The sequence below is a fragment of the Rhizobium sp. PAMB 3174 genome, assembly GCF_052908375.1.
The window spans coordinates 2,418,956-2,435,035 of record NZ_CM128608.1; the positions used below are offsets into that span (position 1 = coordinate 2,418,956).

General features: G+C 65.0%; 15 protein-coding genes and 1 pseudogene. 1 reads left to right on the forward strand and 15 read right to left on the reverse strand.

Annotated features, from left to right (window positions below):
- Positions 1–58: 58 nt before the first annotated feature.
- The 10 genes and pseudogenes from ACU5AY_RS11590 to ACU5AY_RS11635 form a co-directional block, all read right to left on the reverse strand.
- Positions 59–265, reverse strand: coding sequence for a hypothetical protein (locus tag ACU5AY_RS11590; protein WP_446824854.1), 207 nt, complete (start codon positions 263–265; stop codon positions 59–61).
- A 24-nt stretch (positions 266–289) separates the two neighbouring features.
- On the reverse strand, positions 290–4,153 hold the full coding sequence (locus tag ACU5AY_RS11595; protein WP_446826321.1) for a baseplate multidomain protein megatron: 3,864 nt from the start codon (positions 4,151–4,153) through the stop codon (positions 290–292).
- 32 nt (positions 4,154–4,185) lie between these two features.
- Positions 4,186–4,630 (reverse strand): annotated as a pseudogene (locus tag ACU5AY_RS11600) (NlpC/P60 family protein).
- Positions 4,627–5,499, reverse strand: coding sequence for a DUF2163 domain-containing protein (locus tag ACU5AY_RS11605; protein WP_446826322.1), 873 nt, complete (start codon positions 5,497–5,499; stop codon positions 4,627–4,629). The pseudogene ACU5AY_RS11600 and the gene ACU5AY_RS11605 overlap by 4 nt, the downstream one beginning before the upstream one ends.
- A complete protein-coding gene (locus tag ACU5AY_RS11610; protein ID WP_446826323.1) occupies positions 5,496–6,086 on the reverse strand; it encodes a phage distal tail protein, Rcc01695 family in 591 nt (196 codons plus the stop codon). The genes ACU5AY_RS11605 and ACU5AY_RS11610 overlap by 4 nt, the downstream gene beginning before the upstream one ends.
- Positions 6,087–6,401, reverse strand: coding sequence for a DUF6107 family protein (locus tag ACU5AY_RS11615; RefSeq protein ID WP_446826324.1), 315 nt, complete (start codon positions 6,399–6,401; stop codon positions 6,087–6,089).
- Positions 6,402–6,769: 368 nt separating this feature from the next.
- Positions 6,770–7,918, reverse strand: coding sequence for a phage portal protein (locus ACU5AY_RS11620; protein ID WP_446826325.1), 1,149 nt, complete (start codon positions 7,916–7,918; stop codon positions 6,770–6,772).
- A gap of 224 nt (positions 7,919–8,142) precedes the next feature.
- Positions 8,143–8,772, reverse strand: a complete 630-nt coding sequence (locus ACU5AY_RS11625; protein ID WP_446826326.1) for a glycoside hydrolase family 19 protein — start codon at positions 8,770–8,772, stop codon at positions 8,143–8,145.
- A 105-nt stretch (positions 8,773–8,877) separates the two neighbouring features.
- Positions 8,878–10,218 carry a DNA-packaging protein gene (locus tag ACU5AY_RS11630; protein ID WP_446829001.1) on the reverse strand — a complete coding sequence of 447 codons (1,341 nt, stop codon included), beginning with the start codon at positions 10,216–10,218 and terminating at the stop codon, positions 8,878–8,880.
- 43 nt (positions 10,219–10,261) lie between these two features.
- Positions 10,262–10,894 (reverse strand): hypothetical protein, encoded by a 633-nt coding sequence (locus ACU5AY_RS11635; protein WP_446826327.1) that lies wholly within the window; start codon positions 10,892–10,894, stop codon positions 10,262–10,264.
- Between the two features lie 375 nt (positions 10,895–11,269).
- Between ACU5AY_RS11635 and ACU5AY_RS11640 the strand changes: the two genes are divergently transcribed.
- Positions 11,270–12,157 carry a hypothetical protein gene (locus ACU5AY_RS11640; protein ID WP_446826328.1) on the forward strand — a complete coding sequence of 296 codons (888 nt, stop codon included), beginning with the start codon at positions 11,270–11,272 and terminating at the stop codon, positions 12,155–12,157.
- A gap of 13 nt (positions 12,158–12,170) precedes the next feature.
- Here ACU5AY_RS11640 and ACU5AY_RS11645 read toward each other — a convergent pair whose 3' ends face one another.
- From ACU5AY_RS11645 to ACU5AY_RS11665, 5 genes are all read right to left on the reverse strand, one after another.
- On the reverse strand, positions 12,171–12,524 hold the full coding sequence (locus ACU5AY_RS11645; RefSeq protein WP_446826329.1) for a carboxymuconolactone decarboxylase family protein: 354 nt from the start codon (positions 12,522–12,524) through the stop codon (positions 12,171–12,173).
- Positions 12,525–12,609: 85 nt separating this feature from the next.
- Positions 12,610–13,242 carry a LysE family translocator gene (locus ACU5AY_RS11650; RefSeq protein ID WP_446826330.1) on the reverse strand — a complete coding sequence of 211 codons (633 nt, stop codon included), beginning with the start codon at positions 13,240–13,242 and terminating at the stop codon, positions 12,610–12,612.
- Between the two features lie 86 nt (positions 13,243–13,328).
- Positions 13,329–14,378 carry a hypothetical protein gene (locus tag ACU5AY_RS11655; RefSeq protein ID WP_446826331.1) on the reverse strand — a complete coding sequence of 350 codons (1,050 nt, stop codon included), beginning with the start codon at positions 14,376–14,378 and terminating at the stop codon, positions 13,329–13,331.
- Positions 14,379–14,457: 79 nt separating this feature from the next.
- Positions 14,458–15,510 carry a hypothetical protein gene (locus tag ACU5AY_RS11660; RefSeq protein ID WP_446826332.1) on the reverse strand — a complete coding sequence of 351 codons (1,053 nt, stop codon included), beginning with the start codon at positions 15,508–15,510 and terminating at the stop codon, positions 14,458–14,460.
- A 75-nt stretch (positions 15,511–15,585) separates the two neighbouring features.
- Positions 15,586–16,014 (reverse strand): YcgN family cysteine cluster protein, encoded by a 429-nt coding sequence (locus tag ACU5AY_RS11665; protein ID WP_446829002.1) that lies wholly within the window; start codon positions 16,012–16,014, stop codon positions 15,586–15,588.
- Between the last annotated feature and the right edge of the window lie 66 nt (positions 16,015–16,080).

Here is a 16,080-nt window from a genome sequence, read left to right on the forward strand (position 1 = left end):
GAACAGCAAATGAATGGCAAGGGAAGTCCAATTTGCGCCGCAATTCAGTTGCAGCCGTTCATTTCAGCGCCTTTTTGGCCGTAACGCGACCATAGAGCGCGACCAGCCCGCCGATAGCACCGGTGATTGCCGTGATCGACTCCACCACCTGTCCCTGGTCGGACACGCCGAGATCGAGGCCGCCATATTGCGCCAGCGATGCGCCGATCGCAACCAGCGCGCCCCAGACCGCCTTCGACTGATACCAGTTCTTCTCGCTTTCCATGCACTTCTCCTTTCGCTCCTGTTTTCAAAGGGAAATCAGTCTCTCCGCCGGAATACCGAGCGGCACCTTGCGCCCGAGCTGGCGGACCCGGATCGCGAGAGCGGCCTGCGGCCCGCCGAAATCGGCGACCTCGTCGGCACCCGCATACTCAAAGACCGGGCTTGCCACTTCGACCGTACGGACCGGCAGGCCGCCGGAGAGAATGTCCAGCCGATAGGCTTCCGTCTCCTCGTCCAGCGGAATCTCGCTCGACAACCAGCTATCGGCCTCGATTCGGCCGCGCCGAACCCACGTGATGCGGATGGTGCCGTTCTGACGGCGCACGGCACGCAGATGTACCGGCGCCAGCGGCGTTTCCGCCCGTTCCCCGCCGGTGAAGGCGAATGGCCCGGCCATGCCGTCGGCGGTTTCCACGATCCAGTTGCGCTCCAACCCGCGCTCGGCCGCCGTCAGGCCGATTGCCGCGACCGCATCGTCGATCAGCACGACTGCAGCGCCCTCCTCCGCCCCAGCCGCCATCGCGTCCTCGGTGCCGGCCAGCCCGCGCAGGAGACCGGTCAGGCGCCAGTGATCCGCCGCCGTTTCCTCCGCCTTGAGGAACGAACAGAGTTCCCAGCTGCCCGCCGAAGAGCGGACCGCGATCAGATTGCCGCCGTTCAGCACCGTGGCCTTTTCCGCGGACGCGAAGCTGCCGAAGGCAAGATCGACCTCCAGCGCCTGCGAATGATCGAAGCGACCGGAAACGCCGCCGCCGAATGCCGTGCCAAGCGTCCCGATGATGGCCGGGCGGGTCAGCAGGGCGCGGGCGGCATAGCCTTCGGTCGTCGCCGATGCCGACACCGTAACCGTCTTCCATGGGCTTGCCGTCACGGCGATCCGCGCGAATTCCGATGCCTCGTCGCCGCCATAGCGCGGCAGGTCCATCAGGTCGACGATCGGCGAGAAGCTGGCGGAAGCCGAACCGGATGTGTGCCGGCGCGCGCTTTCCGCCGGCGGCGCCAGACCGGGAGCGCTGACCACTTCGCGCGCCTCCACGCTGCGGCTGTCGCCGTCCTCGATGCGGGTGACCAGAAAGCGGCCTTCCGGACCATCCGCCAGGCGCACCACGTCGCCCGGCTGCAGTCCCGCCATCGAAGGCGACACCGCGAAAGTGATCGACCGCCTGGAAATCCGGTGGTCGCGCAGCAGTCCGTCGGTCGCCAGCAGCGCCTCTTCCTGCGGCAGCGCCGCCACCAGACTGTAGGACAGCACCCGGTCGTTTGCCGCCGCCACCCGGCGCGAGCGTGCGCCCGCCTGTTCGTAATCCAGCGCCGCGTCGTAATAGGTCACCAGCGCCTCGCCGGCATAATCGGCCACGTGCCCCCGCGTCTCCTCCCACAGCGGCTGGTCCTCCTCGTCCACCAGCACCGCCATGTCACGCGCCGGCAGGCTCGCCTTGGCCCGCGAGCGGAACGTCAGCCGCCCGCCGTCCTCGAAGACGTCGAGCTGGAAGACGTCGATCAACGGTTCGAGCAATGAGCGCGCCGTCGTCACGTCCGATTGCACATAGCCGGTCAAGTTGCCGCTCACCTGCGACACGTCGAAATCGGCAAAACCGTGATCGGTCAGCACGGCGCCGATGATGCCGGCCAGCGTCCCCGTCCCCAGCCGGCCGTTCAGCCAATGCCCCGTGCGCCAGTTGTCCCCGTCCGACCAGACGGATGTGTCAAAGGGAAAGGTCGGGAACGGCCGCGCGTCCCAGGTCCAGAGAAACATGCGGCCCGGATCAACCATGCCGGCCGGCGCTTCTTCGCTCGTCCACCAGTCGTGATGCGCTTCGAGAAAGCGGCGCTGGACGCTGTCCGAGCGCGTGGCGTTCGAAAAATACGGCGCCGCATTCTCCGAGGATTTCGGGTCGAAAAAGACATTCGGCTGGTTCGCCGCCTTGTCGATTGCCGCGCAGCCGAGCTCAGTGAACCAGACGGGCTTCATCCCCGGCAGCCAGGCGGTCGGTTCCGCCGCTTCGGCTCCGCCGTGGCGGTCATAGTGCCGGTTTACCCACCAGCCCTCGATGTCCTTGTAGCGGTAGACCCATGGCTTGCCCGCCAGGCCGTCGGCGATCGGGCTGCGGCTGCGGTTCACCCGCGCCGCGTCTCCGGCGTAATACCAGTCGTAGCCTTCGCCCGACGTGATCGCCGCCTTCAACCCGTCCGCATCGTCGGCGAGCCGCAATCCGTCGGGATTTGCCGCCACGAGATCGTCGTCGCGCCAGTCGGCGAGCGGCATGTAGTTGTCGATCCCGACCGCGTCGATATTGGGCGACGCCCACAACGGATCGAGATTGAAGAAAACGTCACCGGAGCTATCCGCCGGGTGATAGCCGAAATATTCGCTCCAGTCGGCGGCATAGGTGAGCTTCGTGGACGCGCCGACGATCGCCCTGACATCGGCGGCCAACGTCACCAGCGCCGAAACGAAGGGAAAGCCGCCGGTCTCGTCGCGCACCCGCGTCAGCCCGCGCAGTTCCGACCCGAGAATGAAGCCCGCCACGCCGCCCGCTGCCTTGGCGAGCTTGGCATAATGCAGGATCATCCGCCGGTAACCCTGGTCACTGCCGTGATAGGTGACTGTCGTGCCGCTGGTGGTGAAGTTGCCTGCCGTCGCGCTGCCGCAGAAGCCGTTGACCTGTGTGCGTGCCGCAGCCGTCCGGTCGACGCTGCCTGCGATCCCTGCGGCCGGATGGCAGGTGATCCGCCCGCGCCAGGGATAGGCATCCTGCTCCGTGCCGCCGTACGGGTCTGCCTTTCCGTTTCCGGCGGGAATGTCCATCATGACGAAGGGATAGAGAAACACCTCCAGCCCGCGCGCCTTGAGATCTGCGATCGCCGCGACCACACTCGCGTCATCGGGCGTGCCGCCAAGTGCCGGTTCGCCGTCGATCCGCGAGACGAGATGCGCGGCCCCTCTCGAAATGCCGGAAACCTTCCAGGTGACGCTTTCCTTCTGCCGCGCGGAGAGCTCAACGCCCGGTACGATGCGGCATTCACCGGCTCTCAGGTCGGTGCCGAACCAGGCGACAACGAGCGCCACCCGTTCGAGGTTCGGGCAGACGGCCATCAGCTCGTCGATCGAGGCTTCCCAGTCGGTTGCCCGGGTCAGCACATTGCGGTTGATCGTCCGGGCGCTCGCCTGCCCCGTCTGCTCCTTGATCGCCACCGGGCTGTAGCCGTATTCGGTCGCGCCCGGCGTTACGGTGATCGCCTTGACGAGGCTTTCCAGCCGTCCGGCCGGCCGCATCACCTCGAACTGCAGGATCGGAATGCGGTTGCCGTAGGTTTCCAGCGGAAAATGCTCGAAAACCACATAGGCGAGACCGCGATAGGCCGGCGCATTGCCCGCCCCCTGCTTGGCCTCGATCAGCGGATCCGGCGCCTGGTCTTCAGCGCCGGCATGGACCCGCATCTCGATCGTCGTCAGATCCAGTTCCTGCCCATCCGCCCACACCCGGCGCACGCCGGCGATCGGCCCCTCGCAGAGCCCGATCGCGACATTGGCGTAGTAGTAATAGCTGTAGGTCGTCACCTTTGAGGAGGAACCCGACGAGCCCTTGCCGCCGCTGCGTTGGGTCGCCGTCGTCACCTCCTCCTGAAAGCGCGTCGCCCAGATCAGCGTCCCGCCGATCCGCATCGTGCCGTAGACGCGATTGACCGCCGTGCCTTCCTCCGCCCCGGCGATGCGGGCCGACGACAGCTGGCTGCCCTTGACCGTCGTCGACGATCCGCCGCCGATCACGGCGCGGTCGATCGCGTTGCCGGCCAGCGCACCCGCCGCCCGGCCGATGATTGCACCAACGGGACCGAAGACGCTGCCAAGTGCTGCGCCCGCGGCCTGAAGCAGAAGCGTTGCCATCAGGACCTCATGCCATCGAAAGGAAAACGGGATCAGAGCCCCGGACGGGCGGGAAAGACGAACACGCCGGCGATCCGCCGCCGCCAGGACGGCACAAGCGCCGAGGAGACCACGGCAGCCTGCTCGTAGGCGTGAATGAAGCGGCCGCCCTCCTCCAGTATGCCGAGATGCTTGGCCGCCATCTCCGCCTTCCAGCGGAAAATCAGAAGATCGCCGGGCAAGGCCGCGTCAAGGCCCACCGCCCCGCCGAAATGGGTAAGCGCCGCCGTCATCAGCCGGTCCTCGCCGGAGCGTTCCGCCCAGTCGCGGGCGTAGGCGCCCGCCCGCTCCGGGCTCGCGGCCATAGAGTTCGCGCCAGATGCCGCGCACCAGTCCCAGGCAATCGCAGCCGACGCCCTTCAGCGAGGCCTGATGGCGGTAAGGCGTGCCGATCCAGTCGCGGGCGATCGCCAGGACGTCATTGCGGATATCGCTCATTCGAACAGCACCCCGCCGTCATGGTTCGCCTCGCCCGTCGCATAGGAATAGGCGAAGTCGCTTCCCGGCATGTGCGGGAAGCCCCGGAAATTCAGATGATTGGCGAACTTCGCCTTGCAGGTCGAAAAGGCCTTGTCGCAGCCGGCCGTCAGCGTCAGCGCGCTTCCCTCCGCCGGCAGCACGGCGAGCGGCAGCCACAGCGTCAGGACGTGATGGTCGCCCTCTGCCGTCACATCGTCGATATCGGCGCTCGTCCCGTCGGCAAAGCGCGCGACGCCCTGGCGGAAGAAGCCCGTCGCAAAACCGGAAACGCCGGCGACCACCAGCTTCGCCGCATCGACAACCGTCACCACGCTTGCCGTCGCCCGATAGGCGGTGAGATCGACCCCGCAGCGTGCATCGCCCAATGTGGCGTCGCAGCGGCGGTTATAGGTCCGGCCCTGCGGCCGCGACAGCTTGTGGGCAAAACTCCTGAGCTCCGCCGAAAAATACCCCTCCGTCCGCCGGACGTCGCCGATCTCCTGCACGCGGAGCAGCAGGTGCTGATCCGGCTCCGCCCAGTTAACCAGGTAGACCTCGACCTTCGCCCCGTCATAGCGTCCGGCGACCAGATCGGCCTCGGTGATCGCCTCGCTCGAAAATCCGCCGGCAACATCCGACGTCTCTGCCGAAAGCCCGCTCGCCTCCTCCGCTTCACTCGCGGAAAAGCCGCTCGCCGCGCGGTACAGCGTTCCGCCGAAGTTCAGGTCACGGTCATGTTCGGTAAAACCCAGCACCGCTCCGTCGGCCAGCGTCACCCGCCAGGCATGGCAGACGGTCGTCACGTCGCCGCCGAGGTGGGTCGCGAAGGCCGTATCGATCGTCCTCATGGCAGGATCTCCATCAGCGGAATGGTCGGAATGCGCCCGGCATTGAAGGCCTGCAGGTTGACGTCGATCCGATCAGTGGCAAAGCGCACCGGCACGTCGAACTCGAAGCCCGCCGTCACCGCCACGCCGTCGCCCGGCAGATGCCCCGCCGAGAAGACGACGAGGCCCATCGCATGGTCGATCCCATAGGTCGCGGCATCCGCAACCACGCCGTCGAGCGCCACCGAAACGCTGCCCGCCACCGGCTTGGCGATCGTCCGCAGCCACGCACCCTCGCCGTCGCCATAGGCCTTGACCAGATGGAACGCCGCCGTCGTCCCGTCGCCGATGCCGAGCGCCTGATCGGTCGCGGCAATCGCCGCGCCGGGCGCACAGGATTTCCAGTCGACCGGGTCGCGAAAGCGGAAGCCGTACATCTCGCCGGCACGCGCCTCGAAGAATGCCAGGACCTCGTAGAGGTCGGCGACCGAGCGGATCCCCGAACCGGCGTCATAGCTGCGCCGTGAATTCTGCCAGCGCTGGTTACGGTTCTCCCGCCCGTTGGACAGGTTGACGATATCGGTGCGCCTGACCGGCCCGCCGGTCACCTACCGCCGCGCGCCGTAGCGTTCGGCGAGCCTAGACAGGATGCCGAGCCCCCACCAGGCGCAGAGGCTGGCGGCCGCCGATCCCGACAGCATGACCTCGCTGCCGGACAGTTCGCCGGAAAGCCCCAGCTTCTCCATCAGGAAGAGCCCGGCCGGACCGCCAAAGATGACCCCGCAAACGAGACCGGTCAGGAACCGCGTCGCCGCTTCCCGCCGGCTTTTCGGCAGCAGATAGATCAGCGAGACCGCGGCGCCGGCAGCGGCACCCGCCGCCCGCGCAGCCCACATTCCGGGCTCGTTGGCAAAGTCGGACATATTGTTAACCTGTTGGTGCGATACTGCTTTTACTCGCCTGAACGCTGCACGGACCGTGCACCGGGGCGCAAAGCCGCACGTCACGCAGAGTCAGGATCAGGGATTGCAGAATCCTTTGAATCGCTTGCGTCGATCCGCTGACAGTCTGAGTCAGCCACTTCACGCAAAGATTCCGGTTCTTCAGGCTTTGAGTCAAAGAAGCGGACAAAACGATTCAGGTCCCCAGCGCAACGCCCTGATCCTGAATCGCTTTTCACTGGCCAGCCGTCTTCAGAGATTGATTCATTTTCGGCGGCGTAGACCAATCCCCCCCTTGCGCGGGAGATGTCACGAAGCGACAGAGGGGGGGGGGTACACTGCCACCTCCCTCAATACCCCACCGCCTCGCGCTTTTCGTCGTCCGACAGGAAGTCCGCCGCGCCGATCCGGCTCCACAATTCGCCTCGCTCGGCGCCGAGGCCCGCCACCTGATCGAGGTCGGGTTCGAAGCGCAGGGATCCGTCCGGCGACAGCCATTGCGAAAAGCGGCTCATGGTGCGCGCCACCAGCGGCAGCACCGTCAGCCGGTAAAAGGCACGGTTCGCCTCCTGGTAGTTCGCATAGGTGTTGTCGCCGGGAATGCCGAGCAGCATCGGCGGCACGCCGCAGGCGAGCGCGATGTCGCGCGCCGCCCCGTCCTTGGCCGCCACGAAATCCATGTCGCGGGGCGACAACCCCATCGATTTCCAGTCGAGCCCGCCTTCCAGCAGCAGCGGTCGCCCCGCCCGCATCGGGCCGGAATAGCCATCGTCCAGTTCCAGCTTCAGCCGGCGATATTGCTCCGGCGTCAGGTTGCCGCCCTCCTTCGGCTGGTAGATCAGCGCGCCGGACGGCCGTGCGGAGTTGTCGAGCAGCGCCTTGTTCCAGCGCGCCGCCGCATTGGAAAGATCGAGCGCCATGTGGGCGGCGGCCAGCGGCGCGAAGCCCAGGTGATCGTCGAGCGGATGGAAGAGTTTCATGTGCAGGAGCGATATGCCCTCGCCGTCCGCCGCAATCCGCCGCGTACGCCCGCCGGCACGGTAGTCATAAGCCGCCGCCCAGCCGTCCGCGCCCTCGACCACGCTCATGCGGTCCGGCCGCAGGAGATGCAGTTCGCGCACCATGCCATCGAGGATGGCGGGCTCGATAAAACCGTTGCCGGAGAGCATCAGCTGACCAAACAGCGTCTCGAAAAATTCCGGCCCGCCCATGCGTGCACTCGGTCGGCGGACAAGGTCGATGAGCGGATGCTCAGACAGCTCCTCCGCCCCCTCGTAGAGAAGCCACGGCACCGCCGCCGCCGCTTCCGCCACCAGCCGGACAGCACGGTGCGCAACCGGATTGCGCATGAAGCCGTTTCGCGACAGCTCGCCGAAGGAGCGCCCGCTCCAGTGCGCCTCGCCACCCGCCGCAATCGCGACCAGCCCGGACTGCGCCTTTTGCTCGGACACGCCAACCGGCGCCGCCGTCCTGAACGGCAGTCGAAAGATGTTTCTCATGTCGTGACTGTTCCCTGGTTTCTGACTGCCGGCGTGGCACAGCGGCAAAACTCTTCCGTCATGCCGGACTTGATCCGGCATCCAGCCACCGCGCGTCCGCGCGGTGGAAAGACTCTGGCAGGCTCGCCACCTTACCAAGCCGTCAAATGAGTGCCCCGCGCGATCGACATCGCGCCGCTGGATCCCGGATCAGGTCCGGGATGACGATGCGGATAGGTCGCGCCTCACGCCGCCTCGGCGATCGTGTAGCTCACCGCGGAATAATAGGTCCGCGCATAGCCGGCGATCTGCTGCGCCCGGTCCATGCCGTTGATGATCCGGCGGGCATGCACCCAGTCCTCGTTCGTCTTCGAGAAATAATCGGCCAGCTTGTGGCCGGTGAACGAGCCCTTGATCATGCCGATAAACATGATCTTGATCGCCACATCCATTTCCATTGCCTGCTCCGGATGCGACACCAGGTCGACGCCGGTCTCCTTCTTCATCTTCTCGTAGTTGTATTTGTGGGTGAGCTGCACCAGCCCGCGGCCAAGCCAGCTCTTGCCGTCCTTGTCCTTGCGCCAGTATGGCTCCTTGACCCAGGACAGCTTGCCGGCGTTCCAGGCGTTTTCCAGCCGGGCGATCGCCTTGTCGTCGGTCGGCGCCAGCGTCTCGCGCACCGGCTGCATGGTGCGCGCCGTCTCGTGATAGGCGGTCGCCAGCATGTAGGCCAGCCAACGGTCGTCCTCCTTGGCGTAGCCCTCTTCCCAGGCGTCCAGAATGGCGTTGTGGTCGTCCACCTGCGACTGGTTCAGGCCGCTGGCAAAAAGCGTGTCATGCAGGTGATCGTAGAAGAACTTGCGATTGATGCTCATGATGTCCCCCGGTTTGGCGCGGACTCCCCATTGGCGTGCATTCGTCCGCAAATGCAATTTTAACATGCAATTTTATCTCTGTACATGCGATGGCTGCACCACCACTCACACGCCCCTCACCTTCGGCTCTCCCGCCCCCTCCAGCATCAATGCCGTCAGCGCCCAGACCAGCGCATCGAGCCGGTCCGGCGAGCGGCCGTTCGACAGTCCGTCCGGGCCGAAATCGCACATCTGGTCTTCGAGCGCGGTAAACCGTCCGGCATGCACCACCCGGCCCTGCTCGTAGAGTGCGGCCACCGGTTCGGCGCGCAGGAATTTCCCCCGCGTCGCCCTCACCGTCGTCACCGGCAGTGAGGCATCGACCGAGCGCATCACGGCGGCCACCATGTCGCCGCCCTGGTTGATCTCGGCGACGATCCGGTCTGCGTCGAAGCGGCGATAGGCCCGCGCCGCGGCTTGCGCCCAGCCGGACGGGCTCGCGCCCTCCACCGAGCAGTCGGCCAGCACCACGCCGCGCCCCGCCTCGTCGATCCCGGCCACCACGATGCCGCAGCACGACGTCTTGCCGGCCGCCGCCGGCGGGTCGACCGCCACGACGATGCGCCGCATCGGCCCCGCGGCCCTGACGGTGAGCGCCTCCAGCTGATCACGCCGCCACAGCCCGTCCTCGCGATCCTCGATCAGTTCGCCGCCGAGCTCCTGCCGCCCGAGCCGTGTCCCGCCATAGCGCGCCTCGAGCGCGGTGATGAAGCCCGGCGCCAGGTTGCGGGCATTGGCGGCGGTCGAAATCTTGCGGACCACCGTGCCCGGATCGGCGATCAGCCGTTTGAGCGCCGGCACCGCCCTCGGCGTCGTCGTCACCAGCTGGCGCGGATGCGATCCCAGCCGCAGCCCAAACTGCAGCATGTCGAAGGTCTCCGTCGCATGGCTCCACTTGGCGAGCTCATCGCACCAGGCGAAATGAAACTGCGGCCCGCGCAGGCTTTCGGGATCCTCCGAGGAAAATATGTAGGCCATCGCCCCGCTCGGCCAGACCAGCCGCCGGCGCGAAATCTCGAATACCGGCACGTTGCGCCGGGCAATCCGGCAGATGCCGGAGACGCCGTCGATCATCACCTCGCGGGCATCGCCCAGCGTCTCGGCCACCAGCGCGATGCGCAGCTCGGAGGCGCCGGCGCCGCTCGCCAGCGCGTGGACCCATTCGGCGCCGGCCCGCGTCTTGCCGGAGCCGCGCCCGCCCATCAGCAGCCAGCTGCGCCAGTCGCCCTTCGGCGGCTGCTGTTCGTCGCGCCCGGCAATCGCCCAGTCCTTCAGCAGTGTCGCCGCAATCGCCGGATTGGCCAGCAGCACCGCGATCCGCCGCTCATGGCGGGCAATCCATTTCACCGCTACCGGCGCCATCGCCCGGCGAGCGACCGCCGCCATCTCATCGGCAAGCGGCCCCATCCAGGGCGCCACCGCAATCCATTCCGGGTTCTCATTTGCAAACTCAGCCCGCGCCGGGCCCCCGCCAATTCTCTCGGCCGTGCTTGGCCCCAACGACCTCCGCGCAGCGAACGCCGCCACCCGATGCTTGGCCGGTGCCGCCATCCCGTGAGAGGCGAACGTCACCCGCCTCGATCCCTCGCCGATCTCCGACGCCATCACCCGCCGCCCCGGCCGGCGAATATCCGCCGTCCCGCTCATCAGCAAGGCGCGCCGCCCGTTCGTCGGCCCGCTCGTCGATAAGCGCCAGCAGAGCGTCGCGGGCGCGCTCCAGTTCGGCCGGATCGGCATGACGGTCTGCCTCCTCTTCGCGGTCGCGGGCAAGCTGGCGCTGCAGCGCGTCGATCTTTTCGAGCGTCCGGACGATGAGCGACATCGCATCCACTGCCGCCTTGGCGTCGGTCCGGCTCGCCGCCCCGTCCGCCTCGCTTTCGCCGCGCAGCCTTCGGAAATAATCGAACTGCGCCCGCATCTCGCGCGTCATGTCGTTCAAGAGCCGGCGCAGATCGTCGCCGCCCTCGCCCGACTTCACCTCCGGCGCATCCGTTTCGCCGGCACCCACAGCCGCGCCCCCATAGACGCGCCGCTCCGGCCAGGGCCCGAAAAGCCCCGGATCGAACCTGTCCAGATTGTCCATGAAACCTCCGATGGCCGGTGGCATTACGCCGCCACCAGCCGATCTCCCCCCTTGCGGGGGAGATGCCCGGCAGGGCAGAGGGGGTAAGCCCCCTCACCCGCCCAACAAAAAAGGTCGGCAAAACCGACCTCTCAAAAACCCTCGTTCCCGACACCGGAAACAGCCCCGACCTTCCCGGCCAAACCGCCGCATCCGGTCGCAACTTTCCGACTATGCCAGAACCCTACCAGACCACCGTAACGCCGTCAAGGATTATTTTCCTATTTTTGTTTTTCAGTGGAAACCCAATCCGAACCATGGGGATACGCAAGTATTAACTATCCACCGTAGGTAGATTCAGCCAAAATAGCAGCGACGAATTGGAGTGATTGATACATGTTGGAACTGAATTGCCGTGCATTTCTCGGCGCCGTCGCTGAAATGCGAACTCTTATCTTGAACATCCAAAGCATCGGCGAGAAGACCAATGTTATTGGCGATCAAGACCAAATTTTAGTCACAAACCATCTCGATCAACTGATTGCGGAACTCGAAAAGATCGGGTCCCGCTCCGCACTTATCAGCGCCACTCGTGTCAGAGGAAGATTTGCGCCAGAAGCTGCCCCGATCAACTACGCGGACCTTCAGGCCGCTATGGTCGACATCGAAAGTAGGTTCGCCGATCACTTGGATGACGTTAAGCTATTTTATCTCCATCCGGAAAAAGTCGTCATGTTACAACCTGTTGATGATCTTTTATCCGTTGGTGAAAGACCCGTGAGAGATTTCTCACTCTCATTTCCGAATGCATCTTTTGAGATCGAAGAAGCAGCCAAGTGTTGGGCGTTGAGCCGCTACACGGCTTCGGTGTTTCATAGTATGCGAGCTTTGGAGTGTGGCATTCGCTCCCTTTGTAAGTTCCTCAGCATACCTGACGCCACCAGGCCCGCAGAAAAAAACTGGGCAATCATCCTAAAGTCGATCACCCAGAAAGTTGATGAGAACTGGCCTCGTAACACCAGGGTATCCGACAGCATGGGCGCGCGATTTGAAGCGCTTTTAGCTACCCTAGACGCTGTAAAAAACCCATGGCGCAACGCCACTATGCATGTGGAAACCATATATGCTCCACACGAAGCACTTCACATATTGCGTTGCACAAGCATGTTTCTCCTGGAGCTGTATACATATTGCGATGAGGAAGGGCGTGGTAGAGAAAAGCCCGCCGCGGCTGCTTCGAGTTCAGGGCAATCCGTTGAATCGCAGCGAGTAAATGACGGATGAGCCCCACGATTACCTACCCCTCCCCCTCCGAAAACTGCTCCCACGCCGCCATGGCGTGCGCGGCGTACATCAGCGAGGGGCCGCCGCCCATGTAGATGGCCATGCCGAGGGTTTCCTCGAATTCGGCCTTGGACGCGCCGAGCTTGATCAGCGTTTCGGTGTGAAAGCCGATGCACCCGTCGCAGCGCGTGGCAATGGCGATGCCAAGCGCCACCAGTTCCTTGACCTTCTTGTCGAGTGCGCCGTCGGCGGTCGCAGCCGTCGCCATCGCCGAAAAGCCCTTCATCACGTCGGGAATGTCGCGGCGCAGCGTCTTGGTGTGGGCAGAAATGTCCCGGGTGATGTCGGGGTAGTATTTCGTCGTCATGCGGAGCTCCTGTAGAAACATTCGTTTTTCGATATGTTTCTACAGGAAGGCGCCCGGCCCTGATTTGCGAAAGATCAAGTCCGCCTCAGCGCGCCGTCGAGAAGGCGAACCAGACGGCGACGGCGGCAAGCATCAGGGAGAGCGCGCGGCGGGCGAAACGCTCGCGCCGCTCATCGGTCAGGATCGGCGTCAGGAAACCGGCCGCACCGACAATGCCGGCATGAATGCCGGTCGCCACCGCCACATAGACCGCCGTCAAAAGCAGCGTCTGGCCGAGCACCACGCCGGCCGGATCGATAAAGGCCGGCAGCACGGCGACGTAGAAGATTGCCGCCTTCGGGTTCAGGAGGTTGGTCACAAGACCGCGCCGGAAGAAGCGGCCATAGCCGTCATTTGCGCCGACGCCGGTCTCGCTGCCGCCGTCGCGCCAGCCGTCCCAGGCGAGATAGAAGAGGAAGGCGATGCCCGCCCAGCGCAGCGTTTCGTAGACGAGCGCGGAAGACTGCACAAGCTCGGCCGCGCCCACTGCACCGGCAATGCCGATCGTCGCCAGCCCCAGCGCCACGCCGGCAACGGCCGCAAAGCCCTTGGCCCGCCCCTCCGTCGCCGCGGCCATGGCCAGCCAGGCCATGTTCGGCCCCGGCGTCAGCTCGATCAGCACGGAAGCGAGCGCGAAGGCCGGCAGCTGGTCCGGCAGGTAGTCGGCAAGAGACGTCACGAACACTCCGAAAAGGGGCAATCACCGGATCTCGTTCCGGCCCGCATCAAGACATTGAGCATTCTGCCTTCGAAGCGTCCTTGATTTCAATCACCGACCAGTTCGGAGAGGTCTTCTTCGGCCCGGTAGGGCTCGGCGATCTCGAGGATCAGCCTGCGCACGCTCTCCGGCATCTGTGCGCCGCGTCCGGCGACCCCCTTGTTGAGGCGCTCGCCCCTGGCGGTCTCGGTATCGGCAAAGGCCTCCGCCAGCTTGGAAGCGTCCAGATAGTCCGGCCCGACATAGGCCGCGATCCGCTCGGCCAGCCCCGGCTTGTCGTTGAGGAAGTCCTTCTCGTAGGACACCCAGAGCGGCTTGACGAAGCCCATCCGCTCGCATTTCTTCCAGGAGAGATAGAACTGCAGGAACCAGTGCGCCTGCAGGTGCACCAGCGCCGTCAGGCGCGTCTCGTCGTCCATCTCGTGATAGCGGTCCGGCAGCGCGTCGAGGAAATAGTCGACATCGGCATTACCGGTGGAGCCCTTCTGGCGTGCCTTGCGGAACATGTCGTCGAGGCTGACGATCGAATCGAACAGGTTGCGATAGGTGACGATCGGCATGATGTTGAAAGTCTTCAACTGCCGGCAGAGATAGGGCGTCGCCCGCACATGGTGCTGCGCCACATAGCCCCGCTGGTTCAGCCCGTGGCGGATCAGCGCCAGCTCGTCGGTTTCCTGCTCGCGCAACACGATGCCCATCGCATAGGGCGTCTGCATGTAAAGGGATGCGGCCATCAGGTTGGCGCCGCCAAGGCTCATGGTCCGCCTCAACGTGCCGCTGATGAAGGTCGACGCCGATTTCGGCGCACAGGCCACCAGGATGTTCGGCTGCCTGGCCCGCGCGGCCGAGAGCTTCGCCCGCATCAGGAGCTCGGAAAACTGGTCCAGGTTGAACGCCAGCCGCGAAACCACCTCGTCATCCACGGCGGGCAGGAAGAAGGGATTGGTCAACGAGAAGACGCTCGCGGCGGCCAGCTGCTCGCGCGGATCGAGCTTGCCCAGGAATTCGTTGCACTTCGCCTCGACAAAGGCGAGGTCCGGACTTTCCGAGATCTTCTCGGCAAACTTCAGCAACAGTGCCTTCGTTTCTGGGTTCATTGCCTTCCTCTTTCTTCCACTCGACACCAGGCAGGGCGACGGCTCGGGGCCGAACGTCGATATCTGCCGGTCGATATCCTCACGCCCTCTCCGGCCCCAGCATCAGCGAAAAATCCGCCTCGTCGCGGAACGGCGCGAAGGCCTTCAATATGCGTTCGCGCGGGCCCTTCGGGATAGCCTCGCCGCGGCCGGCCACGCCCTTGTTCCATTGCAACCGCCCGGCCTCGGGATCGGCCGAAAGCTCGGCAAGCACCGCCTCGGCCGACAGGCCGAAGCCGACATGGGCGGCGATACGTTCCGCCATCGCCTGGCGGTCGCCCAAGAGGTCGCGCTCGTAGGAAATCCACAGCGGCTCCACCATGCCGCGCTGCTCCAGCTTCTGCCAGTGCATCAGGAACTGCACGTACCAGGCCGCCCGGTCGGCGAGGAAATCGAAGCGGTCCTCGTCGGTCATTTCCGTGTAGTGACGGGGAAAGCCCTGCGAGAAATAGCTGACCTCGGGGTCCTCGCCCGCCTCGCGTGAAACCTTCTGCATGCGCTTGAACTGGTCGTCGATCGACACGAACGTGTCGAGGATATTGCGCACGGTGACAATGACGCGGACCTTGTACTGCGCCAGCTGCCGGCAGAGGAAAGGCGTCGGCTTGATGTGGTGCTGGGCGATGTAGCCGACGCCGTTCAACCCGTTGCGGATCAGCGCCAGCTCGTCCACCTCGTCTTCCCTCAAGATGCCGTCCATCATCCCAAGCGTCTGCGGCGTTGCGATATTGGCGCCGAGATAGACGGTCGGGAGTTTTGCCGCCCTGGCGACGGCGACGAAGATGAAGGATGAGGCGGATTTCGGCGCGGCGGCCAGGAGAATGTTCGGCTGGGCTGCATTCGCCGCCGTCAGCTTCAGCCGCATCACCCATTCCATGAACTGGTCGGGTGTCGCCTTCAGTTCCGGCACATTGCCGAACTCGGGCAGAAACAGAGGATTGTAGGCCGTCAGCAGCGAGGCCACCTTGACGATCTCGTCGCCGGGAAACTTGGCAAGCAGGGCGTGGCCCTTCTCGCGCACCGCGACGGGATCGGACATCACGGCAAAGCCGCGCAGAAAAATTCTGACCTTGTCCTGCATCTCGTCCAGCATTGCGCGCCTGTCCCCTTCATTCGGGAACTCCCTTCGCACAAAGAACTGGTCCGAGGCTGGCGAAACGGCGCCCGTTCAGGCCTTTTCGGCGCCCTCGCCCACCGTCAGCGGCCAGTCGACGATGTAGTCCTCATAGTCCTCGACATCGACGTCATCCTCGCTCACCGTGCGGCCGCGGGCCGAGATGCCGGCGGCATGCACGGTCTCCGGATCGCCGGAGACCAGCGGGTGCCACCAGTAGAGGTCATGCCCCTCCTCGATCAGCCGGTAGCCGCAGGTCGGCGGCAGCCACGGGATTTCCGGCACGCTTTCCGGCGTCAGCTGGATGCATTCCGGAACGAAATCCTTGCGGCTTTCGTAGTGGCGACAGCGACAGCTCTGATCGTCGAGCAGGGTGCAGGCGACCGAAGTGAAGGCGACTTCGCCGGTATCCCAATCCTCGAGCTTGTTGAGACAGCACAGGCCGCAGCCGTCGCAGATCGACTCCCACTCCTGCGCGCTCATCTCGAGAAGCGTCTTTTCTTTCCAGAAGGGCTGTTTGTCCGTCACTCTATCGCCTCGGCATCATGG

What these genes read in the sequence shown, in the direction of transcription:
- ACU5AY_RS11590 (WP_446824854.1), bottom strand. Translation starts at nt 265, where the DNA reads ATGGAAAGCGAGAAGAACTGGTATCAGTCGAAGGCGGTCTGGGGCGCG.
- ACU5AY_RS11595 (WP_446826321.1), bottom strand. Translation starts at nt 4,153, where the DNA reads ATGGCAACGCTTCTGCTTCAGGCCGCGGGCGCAGCACTTGGCAGCGTC.
- ACU5AY_RS11605 (WP_446826322.1), bottom strand. Translation starts at nt 5,499, where the DNA reads ATGAGGACGATCGATACGGCCTTCGCGACCCACCTCGGCGGCGACGTG.
- ACU5AY_RS11615 (WP_446826324.1), bottom strand. Translation starts at nt 6,401, where the DNA reads ATGTCCGACTTTGCCAACGAGCCCGGAATGTGGGCTGCGCGGGCGGCG.
- ACU5AY_RS11620 (WP_446826325.1), bottom strand. Translation starts at nt 7,918, where the DNA reads ATGAGAAACATCTTTCGACTGCCGTTCAGGACGGCGGCGCCGGTTGGC.
- ACU5AY_RS11625 (WP_446826326.1), bottom strand. Translation starts at nt 8,772, where the DNA reads ATGAGCATCAATCGCAAGTTCTTCTACGATCACCTGCATGACACGCTT.
- ACU5AY_RS11630 (WP_446829001.1), bottom strand. Translation starts at nt 10,218, where the DNA reads ATGGGGCCGCTTGCCGATGAGATGGCGGCGGTCGCTCGCCGGGCGATG.
- ACU5AY_RS11635 (WP_446826327.1), bottom strand. Translation starts at nt 10,894, where the DNA reads ATGGACAATCTGGACAGGTTCGATCCGGGGCTTTTCGGGCCCTGGCCG.
- ACU5AY_RS11640 (WP_446826328.1), top strand. Translation starts at nt 11,270, where the DNA reads ATGTTGGAACTGAATTGCCGTGCATTTCTCGGCGCCGTCGCTGAAATG.
- ACU5AY_RS11645 (WP_446826329.1), bottom strand. Translation starts at nt 12,524, where the DNA reads ATGACGACGAAATACTACCCCGACATCACCCGGGACATTTCTGCCCAC.
- ACU5AY_RS11655 (WP_446826331.1), bottom strand. Translation starts at nt 14,378, where the DNA reads ATGAACCCAGAAACGAAGGCACTGTTGCTGAAGTTTGCCGAGAAGATC.
- ACU5AY_RS11660 (WP_446826332.1), bottom strand. Translation starts at nt 15,510, where the DNA reads ATGCTGGACGAGATGCAGGACAAGGTCAGAATTTTTCTGCGCGGCTTT.
- ACU5AY_RS11665 (WP_446829002.1), bottom strand. Translation starts at nt 16,014, where the DNA reads ATGAGCGCGCAGGAGTGGGAGTCGATCTGCGACGGCTGCGGCCTGTGC.